Origin of the sequence: Flavobacterium limicola (genome assembly GCF_003634755.1) — a bacterium.
Lineage (GTDB): Bacteria > Bacteroidota > Bacteroidia > Flavobacteriales > Flavobacteriaceae > Flavobacterium > Flavobacterium limicola.
Window position 1 is genome coordinate 892,128 of the sequence record NZ_RBXA01000001.1, and the last position, 18,957, is coordinate 911,084.

Sequence of the window (18,957 nt, forward strand, 5' to 3'; positions counted from 1 at the left end):
TGTTTAAACTTGATAGCATTAACAATATTTTCTGGAAAAGTAATGCAATTCAATAACGTTCTGACTATGAATCTTTTTCGTTTGTTTTTGAAATTAAATTCAATTTTAGAGAAAATTTTTTTGATAAAATTGATAAAAAAGTTTGTGCAAACTAAAAAATAGTATAAATTTGCACTCGCTAAGCAGGAATATTAGCTTAGTAATTGTGCTGGTCTATGGTGTAATGGTAACACAACTGTTTTTGGTGCAGTCTTTCAAGGTTCGAGTCCTTGTAGACCAACTAAAAAACCTCTCATTATTTGAGAGGTTTTTTTATGTCTTATTTTAAGGGAAATTATGCAATACAATTGTGTCTCTTTTTGAATTTCCAAGATTAACGGTAAGGTTTATCTATCTCATCACGGTTTAAATTCTTGTCAATTAGATTTTGAAAGTTATAACAGGTTTGATGGTGTGGTTTACTAAATCTTCACTAATGCTTCCATTAAAAAAATGGGACAATCCAGTTCTTCCATGTGTGCACAAACCAATTAAATCTGCGCCTACCGTGTTGGTGAAATTTAGAATTCCTTTTTCGATATTGGAATCATTATAGATGTGCATGGAGTAATTATTGACTTCGAAATCTGCAATAAAATTTTTCATGGTTTTTTCGCCAATTGCGGTTGTTTTAAAACTGTTGGGTGTGCAAATCATGACTAAAATTAAATTTGCATCAAATATTTTTGCAAACTCAATCATTTTTAGGAAAGGTTTTTTGATTTCTTTCGAAAAATCAGATGCGAATACAATATTTTTAATGTTAAATGTGTCTAAATCCTTTTTGATAACTAATACAGGTATATCTGAAAGGCGTACTACTTTTTCTGTGTTGGATCCAATAAGAATTTCTTCGATGCCTGAGGAGCCATGTGAGCCCATGACTATTAAGTCTATTTTGTTTTTTTTATTGAATGATAATATACCGTCAAAAGCTTTTTCAAATTGAACTGTGGTAGTAATGGTGATTCCTTGTAAGTGTGGCTCTTCCATGATTTTTTGAAGTTTTTCATTCGCTTTTTTTATAAAAAGCATGACCTCGGGAATACTGCTGCCATTTGTTACTGCATCATTCATTTGATTAGGCAGTTCTAGTAGATGAAGCAGATATATCTCTGCCCCATTTTTTTTAGCAATTTGCGCGGCTGCTTTCAGAGCGTCTTCAGCATGTTTGGAAAAATCAGTTGGAACTAAAATTCGTTTCATAATTTAGGAGGGTTTAAAATTATAAGAAAAAGGGTTCTTTAAAATGTCTAATAAAGATAAGAAATATTTTAACAGCAACTGATTATTTTAAATTATAAAAAAAAAGACTATCTTTGCACGGTTATTTATTAAAATCTAGATAATGAGGGGACTAAATGTCCCCTCTTTTTATAAAAATATGACATTTAAAGAAAAAGTACATACGTTATTGGCAGAAGGCCTTTTAGAGAAGCCGTCAATTTTTTTGATTGATCTTATCGTCACTGATGCTTTCAAGGTTATTGTTACTTTAGACGGTGATAATGGGGTAGCGCTTCAGGATTGTATTGATGTAAGTAGATACATAGATAGTAATTTGGATCGAGAGGAACAGGATTATTCTCTCGAAGTAGCTTCGGTAGGTGTTGGGTCTCCATTGAAATTAGTAAGACAGTATAAGAAAAATATAGGACGAACATTGATTGTAAAGACTGGATCAGAAATAATTGAAGCAGAATTAGTGGATGCTAATGATGATTTTGTAATTTTGTCTTGGAAAGAAAGAGAACCTAAAAAGATAGGAAAAGGGAAAGAAACAGTTCAAAAGGAACTTAAACTACCTTACGTAGATATAAAAGAAGCAATTGTTACAGTAACATTTTAATTAAAGAATTCGCATGGAAAATTTAGCATTAATCGATTCATTCTCAGAGTTTAAAGATGATAAACTTATTGATCGTGTAACGCTTATGGCAATTTTAGAAGATGTATTTAGAAATGCATTGAAGAAAAAATACGGTTCAGATGATAATTTTGATATCATTATAAATCCTGATAAAGGAGATATGGAGATATGGCAAAGAAGAGTAATCGTTGCGGATGAGGACTTAGATTTTGATCATCTTGAAATTACGTTGACTGAAGCTAGAAAAATTGAGCCTGATTTTGAAATTGGTGAAGAAGTTTCCGAAGAAGTAAAATTAATTGATTTAGGAAGAAGAGCAATTTTAGCGTTACGTCAGAATTTGATTTCTAAAATTCATGAACATGATAATACGAATCTTTACAAACAATTTAAAGATTTAATAGGCGATATCTATACTGCTGAAGTGCACCATGTGCGTCCAAGAGTTGTGATTTTAGTTGATGATGAAGGAAATGAAATTATTTTACCAAAAGAAAAACAAATACCTTCTGACTTTTTCCGTAAAGGGGATAATGTTAGAGGAATAATAGAAAGCGTTGAATTAAAAGGAAATAAACCTCAAATTATTATGTCTAGAACTTCTGAGAAGTTTTTAGAGAAATTATTTGAACAAGAAATTCCGGAAGTATTTGACGGTTTAATTATGGTTAAAAAAGTGGTAAGAATACCAGGTGAAAAAGCAAAAGTAGCCGTAGATTCTTATGACGACAGAATTGATCCTGTAGGAGCTTGTGTAGGTATGAAAGGGTCTCGTATTCACGGAATTGTTCGTGAATTAGGAAATGAAAATATTGATGTTATCAATTATACAAGTAACATACAGTTGTTTATCACAAGAGCTTTAAGTCCTGCAAAAGTGTCTTCTATTAAAATAAATGAAGAGACAAAAAGAGCGGAAGTTTTCTTGAAACTTGAAGAAGTTTCTAAAGCTATTGGTCGTGGTGGGCACAACATTAAATTAGCAGGTTTATTGACTGGTTATGAGCTAGACGTTATTCGTGAAGGAGATGTTGCAGGTGCTACAGCTGATGAGGATGATGTTGAATTGACTGAGTTTTCAGATGAAATTGAAGACTGGGTTATTGAAGAGTTTGCAAAAATTGGTTTGGATACGGCAAAAAGTATCTTGAAACAAGATGTAGAAGATTTAGTAAGAAGAACAGACCTGGAAGAGGAAACGATTCTAGATGTAATGAGAATATTGAAAGAAGAATTTGACAGTTAGTCAAAGTGTCTTCAACGATAAACATGCCACTTTACAATTAATTCTTGCTCGGTAGGTATCGAGTTGGAAGTAAAGTGAGGAATAACAAAAAAGGTAATAATAAAAAGGTTTTATGTCTGAAGAGAGAATTATTAGAATAAACAAAGTTTTAAGGGAATTGAATATTTCTTTAGAAAGAGCTGTGGATTATCTAAAAGATAAGGGGATTGCTATTGAAGCAAATCCAAACGCAAAAATTTCTGATGATATATACAATGTCTTGTGCGGTCAGTTTGCAGGTGACAAAGGGAATAAGGAGGCTTCTAAAGAAGTAGGGGAAGAGAAAAGAAAAGAAAAAGAAGCGTTGCGTTTAGAACGAGAGAAAGAAATCGAAGACAAACGTAAGATTGATGAAGAGCGTCTTAAACAGCAAGAGGTTATAAAAGCGAGAGCGGTTATAGCAGGACCTGTTCAAGTGGGTAAGATTGATCTTAATCCAAAAAAACCTTCCATTGTCCCTCCTGTGAAAGCTGTTGAAAAAGTGGAGACTCCAGTTGCTAAAGTACCTGAGGTAAAACCAGTACAAAAAGAAGTTTCAGCAGAAAAACCGTCGCCAGAAAAACCTTTGGAAGAAAAAGTTGTTTCAGACAAGAAAGAGGTAAAACCTGTTGTTGGGATAAAAGAGGTTAAAGTAGAGGCTCCGAAAGAAGTTCCTGCTGAGCCAAAAGTAGTTGAAAAAGTAGAAGCGGTTAAAGCTGATGAAGCGCCTGTTGATGAAACCATCACGACGCAATATCAAAAACTATCGGGGACTACTTTAACAGGTCAAATAATTGATTTATCTCAATTTAACAAACCGAAAAAGAAAAAAGAAGAACCAAAAATCACTCCGAATAAACCGGGTGCTCCAGGTTCAGCTGCTGCCAATGCAAATAAAAACAAGCGTAAAAGGATTGCTCCTAAACCAGGTGCTCCTAGACCGCCTGCAATACCGGGAGTTCCGGGTGCGCCAAATCCTAACAAGATTACACCTAATGTAGGTGGCGGAGGATTCAATGCTAACAGAAGTTCAAGACCTGGTTTTGTAAAAGGAAACAGACCTGCTATTGTTGCAAAAGTTGAGCCTACAGAAGAGGAAGTTAAAAATCAAATTAGAGAGACTTTAGAGAAACTACAAGGTAAAGGTGGTAAATCTAAAGCGGCTAAATATAGAAGAGATAAAAGAGATACGCACCGTCAGAAATCTGATGATGAGCAAAGAGCTATTGACGAAGGAAGTAAAACTATTAAAGTTACTGAGTTTGTTACTGTAGGGGAAATTGCAATCATGATGGATGTACCAATTACTAAAGTTATTGGTACGTGTATGTCACTTGGAATCATGGTTACCATGAACCAACGTCTTGACGCAGAAACTTTGACTATCGTTGCTGACGAATTTGGTTATGAAGTTGAATTTATCACGGTAGACATCGAAGAAGCAATTCAAGTTGTTGAAGACAGAGAAGAAGATTTAGTTTTCAGAGCGCCAATTGTAACAGTAATGGGTCACGTCGATCACGGTAAAACATCGTTACTGGATTACATTCGTAAAGAGAACGTAATTGCAGGTGAGTCTGGAGGAATTACGCAACATATTGGTGCCTACGGAGTAACTTTAGATAACGGACAAAAAATTGCATTCTTAGATACACCTGGTCACGAAGCGTTTACTGCGATGCGTGCACGTGGTGCTCAAGTTACCGATATTGCTATTATTGTGATTGCTGCGGATGATGACATCATGCCGCAAACCAAGGAAGCAATTAGCCATGCTCAAGCAGCTGGAGTTCCTATCATATTTGCTATCAATAAAATTGATAAGCCAAATGCTAATCCTGAAAAAGTAAAAGAAAGATTAGCGGGTATGAATTTACTTGTTGAAGATTGGGGTGGAAAAATTCAATCACATGATATTTCTGCGAAAGTAGGAACAGGAGTGAAAGAATTATTAGAGAAAGTATTGTTAGAAGCAGAACTTTTAGATTTGAAATCAAATCCAAATAAAGCAGCTTCTGGAACTGTTGTTGAAGCTTTCCTTGATAAAGGAAAAGGATATGTTTCTACGATATTAGTTCAAAACGGAACATTGAAAATTGGAGATTATATGTTAGCTGGTAAGCATCATGGTAAAATTAAAGCCATGCATGATGAACGTGGGAATATTGTTACTGTTGCAGGTCCTTCGACTCCAGTTTCTGTTCTTGGTTTAGATGGTGCAGCAACTGCAGGTGATAAGTTTAACATCTTTGAAGACGAAAAAGAAGCAAAACAAATTGCGTCTAAACGTTCTCAATTAATGCGTGAGCAATCAGTTCGTACACAACGTCATATTACTTTAGATGAAATTGGTCGTAGAATTGCATTGGGTCAATTTAAAGAATTGAACATTATCCTTAAAGGAGATGTGGACGGTTCTGTTGAAGCATTGTCTGATTCGTTCTCTAAATTATCTACTGAAGAAATTCAAATCAATATTATCCATAAAGGTGTTGGAGCGATTACGGAAACTGACGTTATGTTGGCTTCTGCATCAGATGCGATTATTATCGGATTTAATGTTCGTCCTGCTGGAAATGCAAGACAATTGGCAGACAAAGAGGAAATCGATATCCGTTACTACTCTATTATCTATGCAGCTATCGATGACTTGAAAGATGCAATGGAAGGAATGTTAGCACCTGAAATGAAAGAAGAAATTCTGGGTACAGCTGAGATTAGAGAGATATTCAAAATCTCTAAAGTAGGTTCGATTGCAGGTTGTATGGTAATGGATGGTAAAATTGCCAGAAATGCTAAAATGAGAATCATTAGAGAAGGAGTTGTTGTCTTTACAGGAGAATTGTTAGCGTTGAAACGTTTCAAAGATGATGTAAAAGAAGTGGCAAAAGGATATGATTGTGGTATTCAAGTAAAAGGATACAATGACATTGAAGAAAGAGATGTTATCGAATCATACCATGAGGTAGCAATCAAAAAGAAATTGAAATAGAATTTCAATATTTTTTAAAATTAAAATCCCGATTCGTCGGGATTTTTTGTTTTGTATATTTAACCAATTGTTATTTCTATAGCAATTAAATTCGTTTTATTTAGGAGTGTCGCCATCTAGGAAAAAGGGTCAGCAATATGCTGTTCATTGCACTTTTTTCAATATGCTACCGGTTTATCCGCGCTACGGGGTAGCTAGCTTCTATGCTTCACGCAAACAAGAGGGCTTTAGTGTAATAAAGTTGTTTTAGGAGGTGTAGTTTTATTTTAATCTTCAAACTACTATTTAGAGAAAATTATTTTAGTCAGGTATTTTTTTGTATGAGTTAAAAAAAAGTGATTTCCATACTATTGGAACTGCAAATATTTCATTTTGATACTATTTTATAAAGTTAATTGAGGGAAGGATTTTTTGCTTAATTGTAGACGATATAGCAATAACATTTTGCCAAAATGTATGCTGTTTTAGCGATAAATTTGATTTAAGTAGTGAAGAGCGTTTAATAGTTTATATAGACTTATATAATAGCTAATTCAATGAATATTATCATAAAAGTCTATTTGTCTGTAGTTGCTTACTGTTATTCCGATAGTTTGACAATGGAGTTTTTAGAATGAGATAAAAACAAGAAAGCCATTCGTTACGAATGGCTTTCTTGTTAAGAATATGTTATATTGAGAAAAAAACAGTAATTTTTATTATTTACTAGGTCTTATCAGATGCACATTGCTATAGCTTTTTCTAATCTCAATTAGATTGCGTTCCGCTTCAATTCGTGTTTTAAAATTTCCTACCCAAACTTTATAATTTGGAGTAAAAAATATAATGGTACCGTCTAAGTCGCTGAATTCTTGTCTGAATTGATTCAGTGTGTTTTTTGCTTTGTCGCTTTCGCCGCTAAAAATTTGAATTTTATATCGGTCATTTACAGCATTGGAAACATTTGTTTTTCTCTTTTCGTTTAGTAATTGTTCAAATTTGTAGTCCTGATTTACAGTAATTTTCCCATCTTGTGCAGTTGCGTTGAACGTGCAAATTAATAATGTTACAGGGATAAAAAAGGCTTTTCGAGTGGCTAAAATTCTCATAATGTGATTGTTTTTATGTAAAAGTAATATTTAATGATTGATACCAAATAGCAAATGTTATTTAGAATTGATATAAATTGAAATTAAGACTATTTTAAGGTTTTGAGAATAGTTCTTAAGTCGTATTTTTGTCCAAGTTTTAAAATAAAGGATCAGTTTTTATAATGCAATTAGAAAAAACTGTGCCAATTTTTAGTAGATAATCATTATACTATATGAAAAAGGTGGGTAACCATAATTCGATCTCAAGGAAATTATTTTTAGGCTTAGCCTTATCGTTAATTTTCTCTTTAACTTCATTTGCTCAAGAAGCTGCTGTTGCGGTGACTGATGCAGCTGCGGCTCCAGCTGCAGTCACGGGTGGAGATGCTGTAAAAGGTAAAGAATTGTTTAATGCAAATTGTGCTGCATGTCACAAACTTGATGCTAAAGCTACGGGTCCTGCTCTTAGGGGTGTAGCTGGTAAGTATGATATGCCGTGGCTTTACAAATGGATTAAAAATAGTTCTGATTTGATTAAGTCTGGAGATGCTCAGGCTGTGAAAGTATTTGAAGAAAATAATAAGGCAGTTATGTCGGCTTTTCCTCAATTATCGGAAGGTGATATTGATAATATCATTGCGTACACATCTGAACCGAAAGTTGAAGCTCCTGCCCCAGCAGCCGGTAGTGCTGAAGCGGTTCCTGGTACTGCGTCGTCCGAAAGTGGAGTTTCGAATAACATTATATTAGGTGCTTTAGCACTTGTTATGCTTATTTTGGTGGTGATGTTGTTTTTAGTAAATCAAGTTTTATCTAAGGTTGCGAAAGCAAATGGTATTGAAACTGCTCCGAAAACTCCAACAACTCCTATTTGGAAAGCATTTGCTAGAAATCAATTTTTAGTTTTAGTCACTGCGGTGTTTTTGCTTTTGGCTAGTGCTTATTTTGTTTATGGATTTTTGATGCAAGTGGGTGTTGATCAAGATTACGCTCCAATACAGCCAATTCATTATTCTCACAGAATACACGCTGGTGATAATGAAATCAACTGTAAATACTGTCACTCTGCTGCTAGAGTAAGTAAAAACGGTGGAATTCCTTCGCTGAATGTTTGTATGAACTGTCATAAAAATATAGCTGAAGTTGCAGAAACTACTGCTACACCAGAATACAGCAAAGCATTTTATGATGAGCAAATTCAAAAATTATATACTGCGGTGGGTTGGGATAAAACAACGCAAACTTATACTGGAAAAACTCAGCCTGTAAAATGGGTTCGTATTCATAATTTACCTGATTTTGTTTACTTTAATCACTCGCAACACGTAACTGTTGCTGGAATCGAATGTCAAACATGTCACGGTCCAGTTCAAGAGTATGAGATTCAAAAACAATTTGCTCCACTAACAATGGGTTGGTGTATCGATTGCCATAGAAAAACGGACGTTAAGATGGAAGGCAATGAGTATTACACTAAAATACATGATGAACTTTCTAAGAAATACGGTGTAGACAAATTGACTGCAGCGCAAATGGGAGGTTTAGAATGTGGTAAATGCCATTATTAATCAAATTATTAAGATTTTAATATTTATATATGTCATCAAACAAAAAATACTGGAAAAGTGTTGAGGAACTAGACAAAAATAGTTCTATTGTTGAGGCGCTTAGAAATAACGAATTTGTTGAAGAAATTCCTACTGATGAATTTTTAGGAAATAATGACGCTTTGTCATCTTCGTCAACATCACGTCGTGACTTTTTAAAGTACGTTGGTTTTAGTACTGCGGCAGCTACGCTTGCAGCTTGCGAAGGTCCTGTAAACAAATCAATACCTTACGTACTTCAGCCGGAGCAAATCATTCCTGGAGTTGCGGATTATTATGCAACTTCTGTTTTTGACGGTTTTGATTTTGCTAATCTTTTGGTAAAAACCCGTGAAGGGCGTCCTATTAAAATAGATAATAATACTATTGCTGGTGCTAAGTTTAGTGCTAATGCAAGAATTCATGCGTCTATTCTATCTTTATATGATAGTATGCGTTTGAAAGAGCCTAAAATTGAAGGTAAAAATTCAACTTGGTCAGCTGTAGATTCTAAGATTAAATCAAGTATAGCTGATGCTGCTACAAAAGGTGGTCAAGTGGTGCTTTTGACAAATACATTAGCCAGTCCGTCAACTGAGAAGTTGATTGCTGAGTTTATTGGTAAAAATCCAAATGCTAAACATGTTGTTTATGATGCTGTATCTGAATCTGAAGCATTAGATGCTTTTGAAACAGTTTATGGAGAAAGGGCTTTGGTTGATTATGATTTTTCTAAAGCTTCACTTATAGTTTCTATTGGAGCTGATTTCCTGGGAGATTGGCAAGGTGGTAGTTATGATTCAGGTTATGCAAAAGGAAGAATTCCTAAGGCAGGAAAGATGTCTCGTCACTTTCAGTTAGAAGCAAACATGACATTGTCTGGTGCTGCTGCTGATAAGCGTTTGCCTATGTCTACTGCCAATCAAAAACAAGCATTAGTTCATATATATAATATTGTAACTGGTTCTTCTGTTGCTGTAAGTTTAGAAGATAAATTTAAAGCAGAAGTTACAAAAGCGGCTCAACAATTGAAAGCTGCTGGTTCAAAAGGAGTGTTAGTTTCTGGTATTCAAGATAAAAATGCTCAATTGTTAGTTTTGGCTGTCAACCAAGCATTGGCAAGTGAAGCTTTCACTACTTCTGGAACAAGACAGATTAGAAAAGGTTCTAATGCAAAAGTTGCTCAATTGGTTAATGATATGAAAGCGGGAAGCGTTCATACATTAATAATGAGTGGTGTAAATCCAGTTTATACTTTATCTGATAGTACTTCTTTTGTTGAAGGACTTAAAAAGGTAAAAACATCAGTGGCGTTTTCTTTAAAAGAAGATGAGACTGCATTAGTGAGTACTGTTGCTGCAGCTGTTCCTCATTATTTAGAATCATGGAATGATGTAAGTATCACAAAAGGTACTTATGGAATTACTCAGCCTACAATTCGTCCTCTTTTTAATACGAAACAATTTCAAGATGTATTGTTGTCTTTAAATGGATCAACAGGTACTTTCTATGATTATATCAAAGCGACTTCATCAACAATAATAGCTGGTTCTACATGGAACAAAGTATTGCATGATGGTGTTTTTGTTGGAGTGATTCCTTCTGCCACTGGTGGTTCTGCTGATTTTAGTGCAGCTGCCAATGCTTTAGCACAATCAAAAGTTGCGCAAGGACTAGAACTTGTTTTATATACTAAAACAGGTATGGGAGATGGACAACAGGCTAATAATCCTTGGTTGCAAGAGTTTCCGGATCCAATTACAAGAGTATCGTGGGATAATTATGTTACTGTTTCGAATGCAGATGCTAAGAAATATGAACTTTCTAATGAAATCGTTGCAAATGGTGGATTAAACGGAAGTTATGCTACTATTATAACTGCAGATGGACTTAAATTAGAAAATGTACCGGTAATTGTTCAACCAGGTCAAGCTGTAGGAACTATTGGTTTAGCATTAGGTTATGGTCGTAAAGCGGCTTTGAAAGAAGAAATGATGGTAGGTTTAAACGCTTACTCTTTATACAAAGGTTTTAATAATGTACAGTCTGTAACATTGGCGAAAGCTGGAGGAGAACATGAGTTTGCTTGTGTTCAAGGTCAGAAAACATTAATGGGTAGAGGTGATATCATAAAAGAAACTTCTTTAGAAATTTTCAATACAAAAGATGCTCACGTTTGGAATGAACAACCAATGGTGTCTTTAGATCATAAAGAAGTTGAAGCAACTAAAGTAGATTTATGGGATTCATTTGATCGTTCAACGGGTCACCATTTTAATCTTTCGATTGACTTGAACGCTTGTACCGGTTGTGGTGCCTGTGTGATTGCTTGTCATGCTGAAAACAACGTTCCTGTTGTTGGGAAATCAGAAGTAAGAAGAAGTCGTGATATGCACTGGTTGCGTATTGACAGATATTATTCTTCTGAAAGTACTTTTGAAGGAGATAACGAAAGAAAAGAAAATATCGCAGGTTTGTCAAGTTCGTTGTCTACATTTAATGAAATGGAAAAAGCGGGTGACAATCCACAAGTATCTTTTCAACCTGTAATGTGTCAACATTGTAACCATGCACCTTGTGAAACAGTTTGTCCAGTTGCTGCAACTTCACACTCGCGTCAAGGTCAAAACCATATGGCTTACAACAGATGTGTTGGAACGCGTTACTGTGCTAACAACTGTCCGTATAAAGTACGTCGTTTTAACTGGTTCTTGTACAACAAAAACAGTGAATTCGATTATCATATGAATGACGATTTAGGACGTATGGTATTGAATCCAGATGTTAATGTTCGTTCTCGTGGAGTTATGGAGAAATGTTCAATGTGTATTCAAATGACACAAGCGACAATATTGAAAGCAAAAAGAGAAGGAAGAGCAATCGTTGATGGTGAATTCCAAACAGCATGTTCAAATGCTTGTTCTACTGGAGCAATGAAATTTGGTGATGTAAATGATTCAGAAGCAGAAATAACTAAATTAGCTGCTGACGAAAGAATGTATCATTTATTGGAGCATGTTGGAACAAAACCAAATGTGATTTACCACGTTAAAGTTAGAAATACCTAGTACAAAAAATAATTAATTAAGAATCAATATAAAGGATTATGTCGTCTCACTACGAAGCAACCATTAGAAAACCCTTAGTTATAGGTGATAAATCTTATCACGATGTAACTGTAGATGTAGCTGCGCCTGTTGAAGGTAAAGCAAACAAACATTGGTGGATTGTGTTTTCAATCGCATTAATAGCCTTCCTTTGGGGACTTGGCTGTATTATTTACACCGTATCTACAGGTATTGGAACATGGGGATTAAATAAAACTGTAGGATGGGCTTGGGATATCACGAACTTTGTTTGGTGGGTTGGTATTGGTCACGCAGGAACACTTATTTCGGCTGTATTATTACTTTTCCGTCAGCGTTGGAGAATGGCGATTAACCGTTCTGCAGAAGCAATGACAATATTCTCGGTTATTCAAGCAGGTTTATTTCCAATCATCCACATGGGACGTCCATGGTTAGCGTATTGGGTTTTACCAATCCCGAATCAATTTGGTTCTCTTTGGGTAAACTTTAACTCGCCATTACTTTGGGATGTATTTGCAATTTCAACGTATCTTTCGGTTTCATTAGTTTTCTGGTGGACTGGTTTATTACCTGATTTTGCTATGTTACGTGATAGAGCGATTACTCCTTTCAACAAAAGAGTTTATTCTATATTAAGTTTTGGATGGAGCGGTAGAGCAAAAGACTGGCAACGTTTTGAAGAAGTATCTTTAGTACTAGCAGGTTTAGCTACTCCACTTGTACTTTCGGTGCATACTATTGTATCGATGGACTTTGCTACCTCTGTTATTCCGGGATGGCATACTACAATTTTCCCTCCGTACTTTGTTGCTGGAGCGGTTTTCTCTGGATTTGCAATGGTAAATACTTTGCTTATCATTATGAGAAAAGTGTCTAATCTAGAAGCTTATATCACGGTTCAACACATTGAATTGATGAATATCGTTATCATGATTACGGGTTCTATTGTTGGGGTTGCCTATATAACTGAATTATTTGTTGCATGGTATTCTGGTGTAGAATACGAACAATATGCTTTTTTGAATAGAGCTACTGGACCTTACTGGTGGGCATATTGGTCAATGATGACATGTAATGTTTTTTCTCCACAATTCATGTGGTTCAAAAAATTAAGAACAAGTATCATGTTCTCCTTTATAATTTCGATAGTTGTAAATATTGGAATGTGGTTTGAGAGATTTGTAATTATCGTAACTTCGTTACATAGAGATTATTTACCATCTTCTTGGACAATGTTTTCACCTACATTTGTTGACATTGGAATTTTCATCGGAACAATAGGTTTCTTCTTTGTATTGTTCTTATTGTATTCAAGAACATTCCCTGTAATTGCACAGGCAGAGGTAAAAACAATTTTGAAAGGAACTGGAGATAATTACAAAAGAGAAAGAGAAGCAAATAAAGATTCACACCATGAGTAATAAAGTAATATACGCCATTTATAATGACGATGATATATTGATGGATGCGGTTAAAAAAACCAGAGCAGCTCATCATCATATTGAAGAGGTTTTTACTCCATTTCCGGTTCACGGTTTGGATAAAGCTATGGGTATCGCACCTACAAGATTAGCAATTTGTGCTTTTCTTTATGGATGTGTTGGAATTTCGGTAGCTACAGCTATGATGAATTACATAATGATTCAAGATTGGCCACAAGACATAGGTGGAAAGCCAAGTTTTAGTTATATTGAAAACATGCCGGCTTTCGTTCCAATTATGTTTGAACTTACGGTATTTTTTGCAGCTCACTTAATGGTTATTACTTTTTATATGAGGAGTAAATTATGGCCTTTTAAAGAAGCAGAGAATCCAGATGTAAGAACTACAGATGACCATTTTTTAATGGAAGTTGCTGTAAATGATAACGAAGAAGAATTGATTTCTTTTTTTCAAAGTACAGGCGCTGTAGAAGTTAAAGTAATAGATAAGCATTAATTATAGATATGAAAAGCGTATATAAAATAACACTTTTATTTGGTATAACTATTTTAGTTTCATCATGCCATAATAATGCGGCACCGAACTATCAATATTTTCCAAATATGTACGAATCAGTAGGGTATGAAACTTATGCTGAATCGAATGCATTTAAAAACGGTAAAGAAGGTCAACTTCCAGCTGAAGGAACTGTAAATAGAGGATTCGAACCTTTTGAATATGAAAATTCAACAGCGGGATATGAGTTAGCTAAAGCAAACCTTAAATCTCCTTTAGATTCTTTAAGTAGAAATCCTGAGAAAGGAAAAGAACTTTTTGAGATTTATTGTATCAGTTGCCATGGTGCTTCTGGAAACGGTAAAGGTAAACTGGTAGAGAGAGAAAAATTCTTGGGTGTTCCTAGTTATAAAGATAGAGTTATTACGGAAGGAAGTGTTTTTCATGTAATAACATATGGTTTGAATTCAATGGGTTCACATGCAAACCAATTGAGTGCCCAGGAACGTTGGTTAGTTACTGACTATGTTCTGAAACTAAAAAGCGAATTATAATTGTTGAACAAACTGATCGTAATAGATATGTATACATTTTCAAGTAAATTAAAAACTCTTTCTTTCATCTTAATGGCCGTAGGTATATTAGGAATTGGATATGGTTTTTGGAGTGCACCAAAGGATATTCAAGAAGTTGAAACTCTTCTTGCAGCCGAAAGTCATGGTGGACATGGCGAAGCAAAACACGAAGCTTCTGCTTCAGCTGAATCTTCGCATGAAGTTGCAGTTGGCCATGGAGAAGCTACCGAAGAGATAAAAATTGAGGAATCTCATGGAGCTCTTGCTCCAACAGATGATACTACTAAAGTTGCTGAAGCAGCACATGCTGAAACAGTTCAATCTAAAGTAGCCGTTAAAAAAGAAGGTCATGAGGTTAGTGAAGAGGCAGAACATACGGAACATTTAAATCATGTATTACATCAATTACAAAACAAACCTTGGTCTGCTTTGTATGTTGCTTGTATCTTCTTCATGCTTGTTTCTCTTGGGGTATTAGTTTTTTATGCAATCCAACAAGTAGCTCAAGCTGGATGGTCACCTGTTTTATTCAGAGTTATGCAAGGTATAACTGCTTATTTACCTGTAGGTTCAGTTATCTTTTTTGTGATTTTAATTTTATGTGGGTTACATTTGAACCACCTTTTTATATGGTTAGATCCTGAAGTTGTTGCCAATGATAAATTAATTGCAAACAAGGCGGGTTATTTAAATTTTCCTTTCTGGATTATTAGAGCTGCTATATTTTTGACGGGTTGGAGTTTATACCAATACTTCTCAAGAAAAAATTGTTTGGCACAAGATGATGCAAATGATGATCTTAACTACAAAAAGAACTTCAAGCTTTCAGCAATGTTTCTTGTGTTTTTTATTGTATCTGAATCTATAATGTCTTGGGACTGGATAATGTCTATTGATCCACACTGGTTTAGTACTTTGTTTGGTTGGTACGTTTTTGCTAGCTTCTTTGTTAGTGCAATAACAACGATTGCTTTAGTTACTTTATACTTAAAATCTAGGGGATTTTTAGAATATGTTAATACAAGTCATATTCATGATTTAGCCAAATTCATGTTCGGTTTTAGTGTTTTTTGGACTTATTTATGGTTTTCACAGTACATGTTGATATGGTATGCAAATATTCCTGAGGAGGTGACATATTTTATCACCAGAATAGAGTTGTACAATCTTCCATTCTTTGGAGCTGTAGTAATGAATTTTGTTTTCCCTTTATTGATCTTAATCAATACTGACTTCAAAAGGATTACTTGGGTATTAGTTATGGCAGGAGTTGTTATATTAGCAGGTCATTATATTGATTTCTTTAATATGATTATGCCGGGAACGGTAGGTGATAGATGGTTTATTGGAATTTCAGAAATAGCATCTGTTCTTTTCTTCCTTGGATTATTTATTTATGTTGTTTTTACAGCATTAACTAAATCACCTTTGTTGCCAAAAAGAAATCCTTTCATTGAAGAAAGTAAACATTTTCATTATTAATATTTAAAGAAAAAAACAGATGACAAGTTTGTTGGTAATTATAGTTTTAGTTTTATTAGCTGTTGCTTTATGGCAATTGACTAAAATATTCGACCTAACGCAAGTTGGATCCAATTCAGATAGTTCAGAAATAGCTACGGATAATGATAATAACGTTCAAGGTTATTTAATGTTTGGTTTTCTAGCTTTCATTTACATTTTTTCAATTTACGGATTGTTTAAATGGGGGCCGCTAGTTCTTCACACACCTGCTTCTGCTCATGGTGGAGAAGTGGATAATTTAATGAACATCACATGGGTGCTTATTTTTATTGTTCAAGCTATAACTCAAGTTTTATTGCATTATTTTGCCTTCAAATACAGAGGTAAAAAGGATCAAAAAGCACTTTACTTTGCTGATAATAATAAATTAGAGGCAATTTGGAGCGTTATCCCAGCGGTTGTTTTGGCAGGATTGATTTTATATGGTCTTTATGCATGGACAAATATTATGTTTGTTGATGAAGATGAAGATACCATTGTAATAGAATTGTATGCACAACAATTTAATTGGAAAGCAAGATACTCAGGTGAAGATAATGTGCTAGGAAAGGCTAATGTTAGGTTTATTGAAGGTGCCAATTCAGTTGGAGTTGATTTAGCGGATCCATATGCTCAAGATGACATTGTTGTAACGGAGTTGCATATCCCAAAAGGTAAAAAAATACTTTTTAAAATGCGTTCTCAAGATGTTTTGCATTCAGCTTATATGCCTCACTTTAGAGCTCAAATGAATTGTGTTCCAGGTATGGTTACTCAATTTGCATTTGAACCTATTTACACTACAGCAGAATATAGAGAATTACCTTTTATGGTAGAGAAAGTTGCTAACATTAATGCTTTAAGATCTAAAAAAAGCATTGGATTAGTAGCTAAGGGAGAAACTGCTCTAGATCCTTACACATTTGATTACTTATTGCTTTGTAACAAAATTTGTGGAGCATCACACTATAACATGCAAATGAAAATTATTGTAGATACACCTGAAGACTATAAAGCATGGTTGAAAGACAAGGCAACAATCGTAAATGAGGTAAAAGCTGCAATGGCTGAACCTGCTGCTGCTGATGGAGCATCTGGTACAGATTCTACAAAAACAAAAGATACTGCAGTGGTTTCCGTAATGGCAATGAAATAATTAATAAGAAAATTTAAAGTAAACATATATGTCAGCAGAAGGTCACGATCACGCAATGGATCACGAACACGAACATCATCATAAAGACACTTTTATTACTAAATATATTTTTAGTATTGATCACAAAATGATTGCTAAACAATACCTTATTACTGGTATTATTATGGGGATTATTGGTGTAGGAATGTCTATGCTTTTTAGAATGCAATTAGCTTGGCCAGAAGAGTCTTTTAAAATTTTTAATATTTTATTAGGTGATAAATTTGCTCCTAACGGAGTTATGGCTAATGATATTTATCTGGCTTTAGTCACGATACACGGAACAATTATGGTGTTCTTTGTGCTAACAGCCGCTTTAAGTGGTACATTTAGTAACTTGTTGATACCGCTTCAGATTGGTGCTCGAGATATGGCATCCGGTTTTATGAATATGATTTCATATTGGTTGTTTTTCTTGTCAAGTATTATTATGATAGGTTCTCTTTTTGTTGAAGCTGGACCAGCTTCCTCAGGTTGGACAATTTATCCTCCATTAAGTGCTTTACCACAAGCTATTCCTGGTTCTGGAATGGGAATGACTTTATGGTTGGTTTCTATGGCTATTTTTATCGCCTCCTCTTTAATGGGATCTTTGAATTATGTAGTTACGGTTATTAATTTGAGAACAAAAGGGATGTCTATGACAAGATTGCCACTTACAATTTGGGCTTTCTTTGTTACAGCTATTATTGGTATTGTATCTTTCCCGGTTTTATTATCTGCTGCTTTATTATTGATTTTTGATAGAAGTTTTGGTACCTCTTTCTTTTTGTCTGATATCTATATCGCTGGTGAAGTTTTACATTATCAAGGTGGTTCTCCAGTTTTATTTGAGCACTTATTTTGGTTCTTAGGGCATCCTGAAGTTTACATTGTTTTATTGCCTGCGTTAGGTATTACCTCTGAAGTAATAGCAACAAATTCACGTAAACCTATTTTTGGATACAGAGCGATGATTATGTCTATTATTGCTATAGCATTTTTGTCTACAATTGTTTGGGGTCACCATATGTTTATTTCAGGTATGAATCCTTTTTTAGGTTCCGTATTTACATTTACAACATTATTAATTGCTATTCCATCGGCTGTAAAAGCATTTAATTATATCACGACTCTTTGGAAAGGTAACTTACAGTTAAATCCAGCCATGTTGTTTTCAATTGGTTTAGTGTCTACATTTATTACAGGTGGTTTAACAGGAATTATTCTTGGAGATAGTACTTTGGATATTAATGTTCACGATACGTATTTTGTAGTTGCTCACTTTCACCTGGTAATGGGTATTTCTGCTCTATACGGTATGTTTGCGGGTATTTATCACTGGTTTCCAAAATTGTTTGGTAGAATGTTGAATAAAAACTTAGGTTATGTTCACTTTTGGGTAACAGCAGTATGTGCTTATGGTGTATTTTTTCCAATGCATTTTATAGGTTTAGCTGGTTTACCAAGACGTTATTATACCAACACGAATTTTCCATTATTTGACGATTTACAAAATGTAAATGTTCTTATTACAGTCTTTGCTTTAATTGGAGGTGCCTTTCAATTGGTCTTCTTATATAACTTCTTTAGTAGCATTTTCTACGGTAAAAAAGCAGTGCAAAATCCATGGAAATCTAATACACTAGAATGGACTACTCCGGTAGAACATATACATGGGAACTGGCCAGGAGAAATTCCAGAAGTACACCGTTGGCCTTATGACTACAGTAATCCTGCACATGATGTAGATTTTGTACCTCAAACGGTTCCAATGAAAGAAGGTGAGGAAGTATTACACCACTAAATTACAACAAAAGTCTCTACTAATGTAGAGACTTTTTTTTTGTGCTCTTA

Annotated in this window: 13 protein-coding genes and 1 tRNA gene; 12 read left to right on the forward strand and 2 right to left on the reverse strand. The window is 34.6% G+C overall.

Translation table 11 applies throughout. The features are described from left to right. Positions 1-209: 209 nt before the first annotated feature. Positions 210-280: transfer RNA gene (locus BC952_RS03970), tRNA-Gln, on the forward strand. Positions 281-420: 140 nt separating this feature from the next. On the opposite strand, the gene BC952_RS03975 is transcribed toward BC952_RS03970, so the two are convergent. Further along, the gene (locus BC952_RS03975) at positions 421-1,245 is read right to left on the reverse strand and encodes a universal stress protein (protein WP_121364338.1); all 825 of its coding nucleotides are present in this window, start codon (positions 1,243-1,245) and stop codon (positions 421-423) included. A gap of 178 nt (positions 1,246-1,423) precedes the next feature. On the opposite strand from BC952_RS03975, the gene rimP reads away from it, so the two are divergent. The 3 genes from rimP to infB all read left to right on the forward strand — a co-directional run bounded on the left by rimP (position 1,424) and on the right by infB (position 6,165). Continuing rightward, complete coding sequence (gene rimP, locus BC952_RS03980; RefSeq protein WP_121364944.1) at positions 1,424-1,888, forward strand: ribosome assembly cofactor RimP; 465 nt, start codon at positions 1,424-1,426, stop codon at positions 1,886-1,888. Between the two features lie 13 nt (positions 1,889-1,901). Continuing rightward, positions 1,902-3,155, forward strand: coding sequence for a transcription termination factor NusA (nusA, locus tag BC952_RS03985; protein ID WP_039108733.1), 1,254 nt, complete (start codon positions 1,902-1,904; stop codon positions 3,153-3,155). A gap of 112 nt (positions 3,156-3,267) precedes the next feature. Continuing rightward, positions 3,268-6,165: a translation initiation factor IF-2 gene (infB, locus tag BC952_RS03990; RefSeq protein ID WP_121364339.1), complete on the forward strand. Its 2,898-nt coding sequence runs from the start codon at positions 3,268-3,270 to the stop codon at positions 6,163-6,165. Between the two features lie 698 nt (positions 6,166-6,863). Here infB and BC952_RS03995 read toward each other — a convergent pair. Next, positions 6,864-7,253, reverse strand: coding sequence for an SPOR domain-containing protein (locus tag BC952_RS03995; RefSeq protein ID WP_121364340.1), 390 nt, complete (start codon positions 7,251-7,253; stop codon positions 6,864-6,866). Between the two features lie 215 nt (positions 7,254-7,468). Here BC952_RS03995 and BC952_RS04000 point away from each other — a divergent pair, with 215 nt between their 5' ends. Genes BC952_RS04000 through BC952_RS04035 form a run of 8 tightly spaced genes read left to right on the forward strand, consistent with a single transcriptional unit; the run spans position 7,469 to position 18,907 of the window. Further along, positions 7,469-8,803 carry a c-type cytochrome gene (locus tag BC952_RS04000; RefSeq protein ID WP_121364341.1) on the forward strand — a complete coding sequence of 445 codons (1,335 nt, stop codon included), beginning with the start codon at positions 7,469-7,471 and terminating at the stop codon, positions 8,801-8,803. Positions 8,804-8,832: 29 nt separating this feature from the next. Further along, positions 8,833-11,889 (forward strand): TAT-variant-translocated molybdopterin oxidoreductase, encoded by a 3,057-nt coding sequence (locus tag BC952_RS04005; protein WP_121364342.1) that lies wholly within the window; start codon positions 8,833-8,835, stop codon positions 11,887-11,889. Positions 11,890-11,927: 38 nt separating this feature from the next. Next, positions 11,928-13,331 (forward strand): NrfD/PsrC family molybdoenzyme membrane anchor subunit, encoded by a 1,404-nt coding sequence (nrfD, locus tag BC952_RS04010; protein WP_121364343.1) that lies wholly within the window; start codon positions 11,928-11,930, stop codon positions 13,329-13,331. Further along, entirely contained in the window at positions 13,324-13,848 is a 525-nt protein-coding gene (locus BC952_RS04015) for a DUF3341 domain-containing protein (RefSeq protein ID WP_091165797.1), read from the forward strand. The genes nrfD and BC952_RS04015 overlap by 8 nt, the downstream gene beginning before the upstream one ends. A gap of 8 nt (positions 13,849-13,856) precedes the next feature. Next, a complete protein-coding gene (locus BC952_RS04020) occupies positions 13,857-14,402 on the forward strand; it encodes a c-type cytochrome (protein WP_121364344.1) in 546 nt (181 codons plus the stop codon). 27 nt (positions 14,403-14,429) lie between these two features. Continuing rightward, entirely contained in the window at positions 14,430-15,905 is a 1,476-nt protein-coding gene (locus BC952_RS04025) for a cation-translocating P-type ATPase (protein ID WP_121364345.1), read from the forward strand. A gap of 19 nt (positions 15,906-15,924) precedes the next feature. Continuing rightward, the gene (locus tag BC952_RS04030) at positions 15,925-17,082 is read left to right on the forward strand and encodes a cytochrome c oxidase subunit II (RefSeq protein ID WP_121364346.1); all 1,158 of its coding nucleotides are present in this window, start codon (positions 15,925-15,927) and stop codon (positions 17,080-17,082) included. 28 nt (positions 17,083-17,110) lie between these two features. Then, positions 17,111-18,907 (forward strand): cytochrome c oxidase subunit I, encoded by a 1,797-nt coding sequence (locus BC952_RS04035; protein WP_121364347.1) that lies wholly within the window; start codon positions 17,111-17,113, stop codon positions 18,905-18,907. Positions 18,908-18,957 lie beyond the last annotated feature (50 nt).